This window comes from Actinomadura miaoliensis (assembly GCF_039536785.1).
GTDB classification, from domain to species: Bacteria; Actinomycetota; Actinomycetes; order Streptosporangiales; family Streptosporangiaceae; genus Spirillospora; species Spirillospora miaoliensis.
Genome location: NZ_BAAAZG010000018.1, coordinates 161,778 through 174,406, shown reverse-complemented (window position 1 = coordinate 174,406; position 12,629 = coordinate 161,778). Strand labels below are relative to the sequence as shown.

Genomic DNA, 12,629 nt, shown 5'->3' with positions numbered 1-12,629 from the left:
GAACAGCGGGTTCAACAGCTGCGGCCTCGGCGGGGTCCGCGACGGGCATGAGCGGGCTCCGCTGCGCCGGTCAGGCCATTCCAGCCCTCGCTGCGGAACCCGGCCCACCCACCGGTGCGCGCCCTGTCTTGAGACCCCCAGCTCGGACGCGACGTGCGCGACCGGGCGGTCCTCCAGCACGACACGGCGAACCAGGAGACATCTGCTGTGAAACGTCAACCGGGCATCAGCGTGACCTTCAAGCCCTCCGGGCGTGGGTCGAGGCGAGCAAATCCACTACGCCTGGAGGTCTTCTTGCTGATCAGACACCTACCGGTCAGTGCCACCAAGATCGTAATCAAGTGCCGCTAGCGGATGGCCAGGACGGTTTTGGGCGGGGCGGTGCGGGTCTCCAATGCTTGGTGGACTTCGGTGGCCTGGTCGAGCGGCACGACGGCCGGGGCGGGCTCGCGCAGGACTCCGCGGTGAACGAGGTCGACGATGGCCGAGAGGGCAGTGCCGACGCGGTCGGGGATGAGGTGGGCGACGCCGCCGAGGCTGAAGCCAAGGATCTGGCGGGTGTTCAGCCAGGCGGAGTCGGCCGAGACGGGATGGTCCTGACCGCTGGCGTTGCCGACGACCACCAGGCGGCCGAAGGGTGCGAGCAGGTCGTAGGCCCGGGTGCGCAGGTCGCCGCCGACGGGGTCGATGACGATGTCGACGCCACGGCCGCCGGTGAGGTCCGGGACAGTGTCCAGGTCGGTTACCAAGTGCGTCCACGTGGGGGCGTCGGAGGGGCGGCGGGACGAGCCGATGACCCGGCCGGCCGGGTGGACGGCGGCGAGGCGGCCGGTGATGCCGCCCAGACCGCCGCTTGCGCCCAGCACCAGCACGTCGTCGCCGACCCGTAGTCGCGCCAGGTCGTGCAGTGCGAGCCACGCGGTGACGCCGTTGATCAGGACGGCGGCCATCCGCGCCAGGTCGGCGTCTCCGGGGAGGCGGGTGGTCATCGTGGCGTGAGCGACGGCGACCTCGGCATAGCCGCCCGCCCGCATACCCCTCCCGAAGTCGTTGAGCAGGGCACCCACGGGCTGTCCGGGCTCGAAGCCGGTGACGCCGGGGCCGATCTCGCGGACATGGCCGGTGACCTCGATACCCGGCGTGAAGGGCGTGGGAAGGTCGAAGGCGCCCGAGCGAAAGAGCGTGTCGACGAAGCCGACTCCGGCGTAGGCCACGTCGATGGTGAGCTCGCCCGGTCCCGGTGACGGTGTGGCCGTCTCCGTGAGCCGCAGGGACTCCGGTGGGCCGGGCTCCTTGACGACCAACGCACGCATACTGACCTCCATTTCAAGATCCAATGGTCGAACCAACTCCCGAGATGGCGGTGGGCATTCCCGCGTGACGAACGCGCCCCTGGGAATGGCGAGTCGCCCCTTGGCCTGACGCCCCGGTCTGACGCCCTGGTCTGTCGCCCCGGCCTGTCGCCCCGGTTTGTTGGTCCGGCCTGTCGCCCCGGTCTGACGCCCCGGCCTGACGGCGTTACAAGGCGAAGCTGGAGAAGCTCGCATCCGGTGACGTCAACAAGGTCGCCGAGGTCGTCCGCGACCTGCGGCGCCGCGACAAGGAACGCGGACTGTCGGCCGGTGAGGCCCCGGTCTGACGCCCCGGTTTGTTGGTCCGGCCAGGTGGCCTGGCTTGACGCCGCGGTTCGTTGGTCCGGCCTGATGCCCTGATCTGTCACCCCGGTGTGTTGGCTCGGCCGGACGCCCTGACCTGACGTGCCCCGGTGTGATGGCTCGGCCTGGGGGTTTGGTGTGGCGGCTCGGCCTTGGTGGTTCGGCCTGGGGGCTCCGTTTGGCGGCTCGGTTTGAGGGATTGTGTGACGTGGCGTCCGGACTCGGTGGCGGGATGCCGTTGCGTCGTCGGAGGCTGGTCGGACGCGTGTCTGCCGCAGACCCCGGGGGCGGAGGCGCATGCCCCGTGAGCGGCGCGCGGGGCCAGCGGCGATCAAGGGTCTGGCCAGCAGTTTCGGTGGGGGCATCTGCCCTCGTCGCCGCGTTGGCGGGTTGGCGGGTGCGGGGAGTTCCATGGGTGTGGTGCGGGGGACAGGGAGGCGGCGTGCCTGACCCAGTTCGACACGTACGGATGGAACAGGCACCGGCGTGTTGGCACCCTTCAGCAACGTCGTGAACGCTCCTCCTGCCCGTGAACGCCACGCTGCGGGGGACGCGATCAACCGGTTCGAACGCAACGGGGCGTCCGCTGCGACCAGGTTCGGCAAGCTGGGCGCCCGCAGGGAGGCCACCTCGTGCATGGCTTGGACGAACGAATGGTCGTGAGCGCTCCTCGGCTTGCTCACTTGTACCAGTCGTCTGAACGCCACGCTGCGGGGTGCGCGATCAACCAGCTCAAACGCAACCGGGCGTCCGGCGCGACCAGGTACGGCAAGCTAGGCGCCCGCAGGGAGGCCACCTCGTGCATGGCTTGGACCAACGAATGGTCGTGACCGCTCCTCGGCTCGCTCACTTGTACCAGTCGTCGCCGGCCGCGTCCGCCCTACGCTGCAGGTAGTCCTCGAGCGAGTTGGCGATCCACTTGCGTTCGTCGGTTTCGTGATCCCACACGAACACGTCGCCGGGTCGTCCAGAAGGGCCTTGGACGTACGCGAACTGGTCACCACCGCCGTTGTCCCCGATGAACATCAGCTGGTCGAACGGCATGTAGAGCTCGGCGAAGTCGGCGCTGCCCCGAAACTCCGTGTTCTCCTTGATGATCTCCTGCGCCGACCACACCAGTCCGGATCCGTACTCGGCCCGCACGCCGTTGGTCTGCCGCAGCAGTTCTCGCAGCTCGTCCGGCACCGCCTGGCCGAGCCGCCGCTCGATCTCGTCGATCTCCTCGTCGGACGCGGGTGCGGCGAACTCCGCGTCACCGTACAGACGCCCGATGAGCTTTCTCCACATGGCAGGATCCTCATGGTCTGCGGAAACGGCGATCACGGCAGGCCGACCAATGGGATCACTTCTGAGACGGCTGCTGTGGGCGGCTCCATTGGATCTCTAGTGTGCGGCCCTGGGCGCGGCCCGCCTCGGCGGCCGGCTCGCGGGTGGACGGGTCGAGCGGGTTCGGGCCGATGGCCGTCCGCGACGCCTCGTCCGGTTCGATGACCGCCACCTCGGCGCCGCTCGCGCGCAGCTCCTCGACGGTCTGGTCCAGCGGCCTGTCGGTCGGGACCAGTTCGACGCCGCCCAGTGGCGCGAGCACCAGGACCCGGGACGCACCGGCGGCGTAGTCGGCGTTGGCGCCGGAGCGGACGCCGCCGTCGACGTACCGGCGTCCGCCGATCGTCACGGGTGGCCACACGCCGGGTACGGCGCAGCTCGCCGCGACGGCGTCGACCAGGTTCACGCCCGAGGCGTTGTCGAACACCCGCGGCTCACCGCTCTCGGCGTCCACCGCGACGATCTTCAACGATCGCGTCGGCCACGCGTGGGACGGCAGCCGCGACTCGATCACCGCCCGTCGCTCCGGCTCCGGCACGGTGGCGGCCTTGAGCGCGTACCTGCCCACCGCGCGCCGGATCTCCGCAACGGTGTCGACATCGCGCAGCGCGGCGGCGAACTCGGCGCTGAACCTCTCCAGGTCCAGGTCGACCATGATCTCGGCGGCCTGCAGCTCCGGCTCGACCTGCCGGGCGTACAGCGCGTCCAGGCTCAGTCCGCTGCCCAGCTGTGCCGCGACGGCCGAGCCCGCGGACGTTCCCACGATCACGTCGGCGCCGGTGACGTCCTGCCCCGCGTCGGCCAGCCCGGCAAGCACCCCGGTGATCCAGGCGATCCCGCCGACACCCCCGCCGCCCAGCACCAGCGCCTCGGTCATGATCGTCCTCCATCCGTCGAATACCGCTCAGTATCCTCCGGCCCACGCGACCAGCGCCGCCACTCCGCCTGGTCAGTGAGCAGGTGGGGCGGTGAGGCGTGCTCGCCACCGGTCAAGGCGTCCCACGGTCCCTGCCGAGGCGCCCGTACTGGTGAATCAAGGGCGTGCAGGTTTACCCGGTGGCCGGGACAGCGTGGATTCAGCCGGAGCCCGCCCGCAAGGAGTGTTGGAGTACACCACCGTGCGTCGGCCGGTCCCGAGGACGCTTGTGTCGGCCGACTCCCGCGCCGGTCCCCCCGATCAACGTGTCAGGGGCTTTGCAGGTGACGGTGTGCGTGTCGGTTTTGGATGGGCCGAGACGCAGGACTTCGAACTTGTGGTGGGCGACCACCGAATACTGGCGCGAGCACTACGACCCTGGCGAGCGTTTCCAGTGCGGGGGCGGCGGTCCGCGCAGGGCGGCCCGGGATTCCAGGTCGATCCCGTGGGGTGTGGGCGTCGTGAGGGAGTGGTGGGGGTGCGGCTGGGCGTGTCGCGTCAGGACGTCGGTGGGGCGGCGGGGGTGAAGCAGGGTGGCGCCCCTGAGGAGGGGGCGTTGAGCGGTCTGGTTCTGTCACTGGGGCGTAGGAGGATCCTGGCGTGGACTGGAATCTTGAAGTGGTGCCGGTGCCCGTCTCGGATGTGGACCGGGCGAAGGCCTTCTACAGCGAGCGGGTCGGCTTCAACGTGGACATCGACCAGGAGATCCCTGGGGGAAGACGGCTTGTGCAGCTCACGCCGCCCGGCTCGGGGTGTTCGATCCATCTGGTCACCGACGGTGAGCCTGGCAGCGTCAAGGGGCTGACGCTTGTGGTCGGCGATGTCGAGGCCGCCCACGCGGAACTGGCGGGACGAGGGGCTCCGGTCAGCGACGTGGTGCACTTCGAGGATGGAGTGCAGCGTCCGGGGCGTGGCGAGAAGCCCTGGAGCACGATGATCTTCTTCAGCGACCCGGACGACAATCACTGGGTCGTCCAGGAGCGCCCGGCTTCCGCGTGAGCCCGCACCCGCCGGTCTGAGCGACTGGCCACCTCGGGTGCCCTCGGTCGAGGGTGGGCGTCGTGCGGGCGCGGCCTGGGGGAGGGCCCAGGGCGCGCCCGCAAGACGTGTTATGCCTCGGAGGCCAGGGGGCCGCCCAGGGCCGTTATGGGCGTGGCGAGTTTTTCGCCGGAACCGTCGCGGCGGCCCAGTTCCGTTGTCAGGGGCAGCGGCTTGCCCGTGGAGGACGCGGCGCGTACGGGGGCCGGGCCCGCCCAGGCCAGGATCAGGGCGTCCTCGCCCTTGAGGAAGCGGTGGGAGCGGACGCCGCCGGTGGCGCGGCCCTTGGCCGGGAAGTCGGCGTAGTCGGAGACCTTGACCGCGCCGGTCTGGGTGCCGGGCAGGGCCGTGGAGGAGCCGGAGACCGTCACCACACGGTTCTCACGCGCCGGGTCGACGGCGCCGAACCACAGGACGCGGGCCCCGGCGGAGAGCTTGATGCCCGCCATTCCCCCCGCGGGGCGGCCCTGGGGACGGACGTTGGCGGCGCTGTAGTGCAGCAACTGGGCGTCGGTGGTGATGAAGACCAGGTCCTGGTCCTCGGAGGCCAGCTGGACGGCGCCCACCACGCGGTCGCCCTCCTTCAGGCCGATCACCTCGAAGTCGTCGCGGTTGGGGAAGTCGGGGACGACCCGTTTGACCACGCCCTGCTCGGTGCCCAGGGCGAGACCGGCGCCGGAGTCGGCGATGACGCCCAGGCCGACGACCTTCTCGTCGTCCTCCAGGGCGATGTACTCGTCGATGGGGGCGCCGCCGGCCAGGGACGGCGCGGTGGCGGATGGCGGCAGCATCGGCAGGTCGATGACCTCGATGCGGATCATCCGCCCGGCCGAGGTGACCGCGCCGATCTGGCCGCGCGCCGACGTGCGGACGACCGACGCCAGCACGTCGTGCGGCGCCCGGTCGCCCTCGGCGGGCAGCGGTTCGGCGGTGGTGGTGCGGGCGAGCAGGCCGGTGGACGACATCAGCACCAGGCAGGGGTCGTCGGGGACCTCCAGCGGCACGGCGGCCGCGGCGGTGTGGCCGGACGCCTCCAGCAGGACGGTGCGGCGGGGCGTGGCGTACTCGGCGGCGACCTCGGCGAGCTCGGCCGAGACCACGCCGCGCAGCTTGGTCTCCGACTCCAGGATCTCGGTCAGCTCGGCGATCTCGCGGGCGAGTTGCTCCTTCTCCTTTTCCAGCTCCAGCCGGTCGTAGCGGGTCAGGCGGCGCAGCGGCGTGTCGAGGATGTACTGCGACTGGATCTCCGACAGTTCGAAGATCTGCATGAGGCGCTGCTTGGCCTGCGCGGAGTCGTCGCTGCCGCGGATGACCTGGATGACCTCGTCGATGTTGAGCAGCGCGACCAGCAGGCCGTCGACCAGGTGCAGCCGGTCCTCGCGCTTGGCGCGGCGGTGGGCCGAGCGGCGGCGCACCACGTCGATGCGGTGGTCGACGTAGACCTGCAGCAGTTCGCGCAGGCCGAGGGTGCGGGGCTGGCCGTCCACCAGCGCCACGTTGTTGATGCCGAAGGTCTCCTCCATCGGCGTGAGCCGGTAGAGCTCCTCCAGCACGGCCTCCGGGTGGAAGCCGTTCTTGACCTCGATGACCAGGCGCAGCCCGGTGGTGCGGTCGGTGAGGTCCTTCAGGTCGGCGATGCCCTGCAGCTTCTTGGCGTTGACCAGGTCCTTGATCTTGGCCTTGACGCGTTCGGGGCCGACCGCGTACGGCAGCTCGGTGACGACGATGCCCTTGCGGCGGGGGGTGACGTTCTCGATGTGCGCGGTGGCGCGGGTGCGGAACGTGCCGCGGCCGGTGGCGTAGGCGTCGCGGATGCCGTCCAGTCCGACGATCTTGCCGCCGGTGGGCAGGTCGGGGCCGGGCACGAAGCGCATCAGCGCGTCCAGGTCGGCCTCGGGGTTGTCGATCAGGTGCCGGGCGGCGGCGATGACCTCCCCGAGGTTGTGCGGGGCCATGTTGGTGGCCATTCCGACCGCGATCCCGGACGCCCCGTTGACCAGCAGGTTCGGGAACGCGGCGGGCAGCACCTCCGGCTCGGTCTCCTGCCCGTCGTAGTTGGGCCGGAAGTCGACGGTGCCCTCGTCGATCGAGGCGACCATCAGCATGGCCTCGCGGGACATGCGGGCCTCGGTGTACCGCATGGCGGCGGGCATGTCGTCGCCGCCGAGGGAGCCGAAGTTGCCGTGCCCGTCCACCAGCGGCATCCGCATCGCCCAGCGCTGGGCCAGGCGCACCATGGCGTCGTAGATGGCGCTGTCGCCGTGCGGATGCAGCTTGCCCATGACCTCGCCGACGACGCGGGCGCACTTGACGTGACCGCGGTCGGGACGCAGGCCCATCTCGTTCATCGAGTACAGGATGCGGCGCTGCACGGGCTTGAGCCCGTCGCGCGCGTCCGGAAGCGCCCGCTGGTAGATCACCGAGTAGGCGTACTCAAGGTAGCTGCCGCGCATCTCCTCGGAGACGTCGACGTCGACGATGTTCTCTTCGAAGTCGGGCGGCGGTGGGGCTTGGGATCCGCGTCGTGCCATGTGGAACATTGTTGCCGGTCCCACAGACAGATTCGTACCGGACGGCCCCACGACGGCGGGGCGTCGCGGTCCGGACGGCCCGAGGAGGGCGCATGAGTGAGCCGGAGGGGCGTGGCGTCGCCTGGCCCGCGAACGTGGAGGTCCACAGGGGCACGGCGGCGTCCGCGAAGCGGGCGCCGCGAGCCGGGCGAGGACCCGGCGCGGCGGCGAGCGGGAGGCGGGCATGAGTTCGCTCGCCGACTTCCAGAACGAGATCTACCTGAGGGGCCTCGGTGACGTCGTCCCCGAGCTGCCCACCGACCTGACCAGGCTGGAGGCGCTGGCCGAGCGGCGCCTGTCGGCCGCGGCGTTCGGGTACGTGGCCGGGGCGGCCGGCAGCGAGGCGACCGCGCGGGCCAACCGGGAGGCGTTCGACCGGTGGCGGATCGTGCCGCGGATGCTGCGGGACGTGGCGGCGCGCGACCTGTCGGTGCGGGTGCTGGGCACGCCGATGCCCGCGCCGGTGGCGCTGGCCCCGGTCGGCGTACAGTCGATCTTCCATCCGGACGGCGAGCGCGCGGCGGCGCGGGCCGCGGCGGCGACCGGGCTGCCGTACGTGCTGAGCACGGCCTCGTCGTTCTCGATCGAGGAGGTCGCGCAGGCGAACGGGGACGGGCCGCGCTGGTACCAGCTGTACTGGCCCAAGGACCGTGAGCTGGCCGTCAGCTTCCTGGAGCGCGCGGCCGCCGCCGGGTACACCGCGCTGGTGGTCACGCTCGACACGTTCGCGCTGGCGTGGCGCCCCCGCGACCTCGACCAGGCGTACCTGCCGTTCCTGCGGGGCATCGGGGTGGCCAACTATTTCAGCGACCCGGTGTTCCAGAAGGCGGTCGGCGGGCCGGTCACCGAGGCCAACCGGGACGCGGCGATCCTGCACTGGGCGGCCAACTTCGGCAACCCCTCGCTGACCTGGGACGACCTGGTGTTCCTGCGCGAGCACTGGCACGGGCCGATCGCGCTCAAGGGCATCCAGCATCCCGACGACGCGCGGCGCGCGGTGGACGCGGGCATGGACGGCGTGATCGTCTCCAACCACGGCGGACGGCAGATCGACGGGGCGGTGGCGTCGCTGGACGCGCTGCCGCCCGTGGTCGAGGCCGTGCGCGACCAGGCGGAGGTGCTGTTCGACAGCGGCGTCCGCACCGGCGGCGACATCGCCAAGGCGCTCGCCCTGGGCGCCAAGGCGGTGCTGGTGGGACGCCCCTTCGTGTACGGGCTCGCGCTCGGGGGCGAGGCGGGGGTCACGCACGTCCTGCGCTGCCTGCTGGCCGAGCTGGACCTCACCCTGATGCTCTCGGGCCACGCCAGGGTCGCGGACCTCGGCCCGGCTCTCCTCGTGTCGGCGTGAGGTCTGACAAATGTCATGGCGTGGCCGTGTGAAGGTCCCGGACGTTTCCTGACGTCCGTGACTGCCCGCCCTGTGCCGGCGCTCGGCAGCATGGGTTCATGGACGTGATCGAGGTACGCGACCTGCGGGTGCGTTTCGGGGAGCGCGACGCCGTACGGGACGTCTCGTTCACCGTGGCCCGGGGCGAGATGTACGCGCTCCTGGGTCGTCACGGGGCGGGCAAGACCACGCTGCTGGAGGTCGGGGCGGGGCTGCGTCGTCCCACCGGGGGGACGGTGCGGGTCTGCGGGGTCGACCCGTACGAACGGCGCGACGCGCTGAGGGCGGGCACGGTGTGGCGCGACGGCGGCCTGTTCCCGGGCCTGACCGTGGGGGAGGTCGTGGACGCCTGGCGCCGCTGGACATTGGACCCGCTCACCGCGGCGGAGGCGCTGCGCCTGGCCGGCCTGTCGGGGCTGGAGAACGTGCCGTTCGAACGGCTCACGCCGGGGGAGCGGCGCCTGCTGGACGTGGCGCTGGTCCTGCTGGCCCGTTCCGACGTGCTGTTCCTGGACGAGCCCACGGCGGACCTCCAGGACGCGCCGAGGGAACGCGTCTGGGGTGTGCTGCGGGCACTGTCCGCCCACGGGGTCACAGTGCTGATGACCACCCGTTCCCCGGACGAGGCATGCCGCGCCGACCGTGTCGGGATCCTGGACGAAGGACGTCTGGTCACAGGCGGTGACGAAGCGCATCCCAAGGCCGCCTGACACCGAACACCGGTCGCCTGGGACGCCCCCGCGCGGCCACTGGGCGCACCCAGGTGCGGTCATAGCGTTCGCGCAGGCCCACGCGCCCTGTCCGGGGGCTGAAATTGTGAGCGCGGTGATAATCGGCGGCCGAAAGCTTTGACGGCTTCGCCAAGAGGCGGGGGCGGGCACCTCGCGTACCCTGAGTGACCCTGCTCCCGTTGATCGCAGAGGCAGGCAGACAGGTGCAGCCGAGGATCGGGCGCCCCGGGGCTTTCGCCGCCGTCATCGTGGCGTTGACCCTGCTGACCCTGACCGGCATGCTGCTGCCCGCCCTCTGGTACGAGCTCTTCGTCCGCTCCGAGCCGGGACGCGTGGCCCTGGCCGTGGCGGCGACGGCGGCCATATGCGCCACGTACGGACGGCTGCTGTGGCTCAACCTGCGTCGCCGTACCGCGCCCGCCCACCGGATCGGCCTTGCCGCCCTCACCGTCGCGTGCTGGGGGCTGCCGCCGGTGATGGGCGCGGAGGTCGGCTGGGGGAACCTGCTGATGTTCCCGGCCGGGCTCATCGCCGTCGTGCTGCCGCTACGGCAGGCCGTGGCGGTGACAGGGGTCGCCACCGTGCTCACCCCCGGGTACGGGGTGTTGCTCGGTCTGCCCCCGTTGACGGTGCTGTACGAGCTGTTCGGCGTCCCGGTCGCGGCGTTCTCCGGTTACGTGACGGTGTGGATGTACCACATCGTCCAGGAACTGCGGCGGGCGCGCGCGGAACTGGCCCGGTCCGCCGTGGGGGAGGAGCGGCTGCGCTTCGCCCGGGACCTGCATGACGTGCTCGGCCACAGCCTCCAGGCCGTCGCCCTGCGCGCCGAGGTCGCCGAACGGTATCTGGAGCGCGACCCCGGGCGCGTGCGCAAGGAACTGACCGAGATCCAGGCGATGGCGCGGGAGGCGGTCGGCGACGTGCGGGAGATCGTCCGCGGCTACCGGGCGACGTCGCTGCGCACGGAACTGGACGGCATGTCCGCCGTGCTGCAGGCGGCCGGGATCCGCTGCCGGCGTCCCGAGATCTCCCCGCGCCTGCCCGCCCACGTGCACGAACCGCTCGGCCGGGTCGCCCGCGAGGCCGCCACCAACGTGCTGCGGCACAGCACCGCGACCTGGTGCCTGATCACGGTGTGGGCCGACGACGACCGGATGTGGCTGGAGATCAGCAACGACGGGGCGGGGCCGGGCCGCCGCGCGCCGGGCGGCGCCCCGCACCGGCCCGGCAGCGGGCTCACCGGGCTGGCCGAGCGGATCGCGGCGGCCGGCGGGGAGTTCACCGCCGGGCCGGTCGGCGACGGAACGTTCCGGGTGGCCGCGGCCGTGCCGCTGCTCCCGGCGCGCGGACCCGCCGGGAAGGGACGGACATGATCCGGGTGCTGCTGGCCGACGACCACCTGCTGATCAGGGACGCGCTGGTCCTGCTGCTGGACACCGAGCCCGGCATCGAGGTCGTGGCCGATGTCGGCCGCGGCGACGAGGCGGTGGAACGGGCGCTGGCCCTCAAACCGGACGTGGCGGTGCTCGACCTGGACATGCCGGGCCTGGACGGGCTCGCCGCCGCCGAACGCCTGGCCCGCGACCTGCCCGGCTGCCAGGTCGTGATCGTCACCGCGCACGGACGGCCCGGCAACCTGCGCCGCGCCATGAGCGCGGGCGTGCGCGGCTTCCTCGGCAAGGACGCCCCGGGCGCGCGGCTCGCGCAGGTCATCCGGCAGGTCGCCGACGGCGCCCGCTACATCGACCCGCAGCTGGCCGCCGACGCGCTGGCCGCCGAGGAGTGCCCCCTCACACCGCGCGAGCTGGACACCCTGCGCGCCGCCGCCGACGGCGCGCCCGTCGCCCGCATCGCCCGCGCCCTCGGCCTGTCGGAGGGAACGGTGCGCAACTACCTGTCGGCCGCGGTCACCAAGCTCGGCGTCGACAACCGGCACGCCGCCGTGCGGGCCGCACGCGACCTCGGCTGGCTGTGACGTCGGCCGGCTGTGCCCCTGGAGGACTCAGCCGAGCATGACGCCCAGGAACAGGGCGGCCAGGGCGGCCACGCCGCTGACCGCTCCCGTCACGGCCAGGCCCTTGGGGGTGGACGCCCTGGTGTGCAGGAACGCGGCGACGCCCGAGACGACCACGACGGCCAGCTTCACGTAGAGGGTCGTCTGGTACGCGCCGTCCACGTCGCCCACGGCCGCGATGTTCCACCCGCCCGTCAGCACGAGCACGGCGAACGCGGCCCACGCGACCCGGTTGAACTGGCGGGCGGCGAGCCGGGAGGTGCCGCCGCCCGCGCCGCGCAGCACCGGCAGCAGCGCCGTGAGGGTCAGCTGCCCGCCGACCCACACGGTCGCGGCCAGCACGTGCAGGAAGATCCGGACGGTGTCCCAGGTGATGGCGAGCACGGGTCCTCCGAGGGACGCAAGGGGGTCAGGCCGTCGTTGCCAGGGGGACGAGCCGGGGGCCGAGGTCCAGGGACTCCAGGACGACGCCGTCGTGGTCCAAGGCCTCGACGACGGGGTCGCGGCGCGCCGTCCAGACCACCACGACGTGCCCGTGCGCCGGGACGTCCAGCAGCCGGGCGCCGACCCGGATCCGCGCGACCTCGCTGGAAGCGCGCAGCTTGGCCTCGCTGACCCACTTGGCGCCCCAGGGGAACATGCGGTTGGCGTTGCGGACGGTACGGCCCGTGGCGTACCGGATCAGGTGGCCGCCCAGCTCCGCGGCGGGACGCCGGGCCAGCGGCTCGTCGGGCGCCCAGGCCCCGCCGCCGCCGAGCTCGATCCACTCGCCGTCCCGCTTGTGGAACGTGACACCTTCGATGAAGCAGCCACCGGTGCCGCCGTTCTGATGTCGCAGGAACGAGACGACGGCGACGTCGCCGTCCATGTCGAGCGCGAGCGGCACGAGGTCGCGCTCACCGTCCACCGCGGTCGATGCGGGCTCTGGCATCCCGTCGCTCAGCAGCCGCAGCAACTCCGCGCGCAGCTCATGCTCGTTCATGCTTCGGGTC

General features: G+C 72.0%; 11 protein-coding genes and 2 pseudogenes. 6 read left to right on the top strand and 7 right to left on the bottom strand.

Going from position 1 to position 12,629, the window contains the following annotated elements; all coding sequences use genetic code 11:
* Nucleotides 1-27: 27 nt before the first annotated feature.
* Nucleotides 28-273: pseudogene (locus ABD811_RS15495) on the bottom strand (leucine zipper domain-containing protein); the annotation flags it as partial.
* Nucleotides 274-347: 74 nt separating this feature from the next.
* Entirely contained in the window at nt 348-1,313 is a 966-nt protein-coding gene (locus ABD811_RS15490) for a quinone oxidoreductase family protein (protein ID WP_344947243.1), read from the bottom strand.
* Between the two features lie 200 nt (nt 1,314-1,513).
* On the opposite strand from ABD811_RS15490, the pseudogene ABD811_RS15485 reads away from it, so the two are divergent.
* Nucleotides 1,514-1,627 (top strand): annotated as a pseudogene (locus tag ABD811_RS15485) (CarD family transcriptional regulator); the annotation flags it as partial.
* Between the two features lie 874 nt (nt 1,628-2,501).
* Here ABD811_RS15485 and ABD811_RS15480 read toward each other — a convergent pair.
* Both ABD811_RS15480 and ABD811_RS15475 read right to left on the bottom strand, forming a co-directional pair.
* The gene (locus tag ABD811_RS15480; protein ID WP_344947240.1) at nt 2,502-2,942 is read right to left on the bottom strand and encodes an SMI1/KNR4 family protein; all 441 of its coding nucleotides are present in this window, start codon (nt 2,940-2,942) and stop codon (nt 2,502-2,504) included.
* A gap of 55 nt (nt 2,943-2,997) precedes the next feature.
* Nucleotides 2,998-3,858 carry a patatin-like phospholipase family protein gene (locus ABD811_RS15475; protein WP_344947237.1) on the bottom strand — a complete coding sequence of 287 codons (861 nt, stop codon included), beginning with the start codon at nt 3,856-3,858 and terminating at the stop codon, nt 2,998-3,000.
* Between the two features lie 639 nt (nt 3,859-4,497).
* On the opposite strand from ABD811_RS15475, the gene ABD811_RS15470 reads away from it, so the two are divergent.
* Nucleotides 4,498-4,896: a VOC family protein gene (locus ABD811_RS15470; protein ID WP_344947234.1), complete on the top strand. Its 399-nt coding sequence runs from the start codon at nt 4,498-4,500 to the stop codon at nt 4,894-4,896.
* Between the two features lie 110 nt (nt 4,897-5,006).
* On the opposite strand, the gene ABD811_RS15465 is transcribed toward ABD811_RS15470, so the two are convergent.
* A complete protein-coding gene (locus ABD811_RS15465; protein ID WP_344947231.1) occupies nt 5,007-7,466 on the bottom strand; it encodes a DNA gyrase/topoisomerase IV subunit A in 2,460 nt (819 codons plus the stop codon).
* A gap of 223 nt (nt 7,467-7,689) precedes the next feature.
* Here ABD811_RS15465 and ABD811_RS15460 point away from each other — a divergent pair, with 223 nt between their 5' ends.
* The 4 genes from ABD811_RS15460 to ABD811_RS15445 all read left to right on the top strand — a co-directional run bounded on the left by ABD811_RS15460 (nt 7,690) and on the right by ABD811_RS15445 (nt 11,598).
* On the top strand, nt 7,690-8,853 hold the full coding sequence (locus tag ABD811_RS15460) for a lactate 2-monooxygenase (RefSeq protein WP_344947228.1): 1,164 nt from the start codon (nt 7,690-7,692) through the stop codon (nt 8,851-8,853).
* Between the two features lie 98 nt (nt 8,854-8,951).
* Nucleotides 8,952-9,602, top strand: a complete 651-nt coding sequence (locus ABD811_RS15455; protein ID WP_344947225.1) for an ATP-binding cassette domain-containing protein — start codon at nt 8,952-8,954, stop codon at nt 9,600-9,602.
* 200 nt (nt 9,603-9,802) lie between these two features.
* Complete coding sequence (locus ABD811_RS15450) at nt 9,803-10,996, top strand: sensor histidine kinase (protein WP_344947222.1); 1,194 nt, start codon at nt 9,803-9,805, stop codon at nt 10,994-10,996.
* Nucleotides 10,993-11,598, top strand: a complete 606-nt coding sequence (locus tag ABD811_RS15445; protein ID WP_344947218.1) for a response regulator — start codon at nt 10,993-10,995, stop codon at nt 11,596-11,598. The genes ABD811_RS15450 and ABD811_RS15445 overlap by 4 nt, the downstream gene beginning before the upstream one ends.
* Nucleotides 11,599-11,625: 27 nt before the next feature.
* Here ABD811_RS15445 and ABD811_RS15440 read toward each other — a convergent pair whose 3' ends face one another.
* Nucleotides 11,626-12,021, bottom strand: coding sequence for a hypothetical protein (locus ABD811_RS15440; RefSeq protein ID WP_344947215.1), 396 nt, complete (start codon nt 12,019-12,021; stop codon nt 11,626-11,628).
* Between the two features lie 25 nt (nt 12,022-12,046).
* On the bottom strand, nt 12,047-12,629 hold a 583-nt coding region (locus ABD811_RS15435), incomplete at its 5' end, for a hypothetical protein (RefSeq protein WP_344947212.1).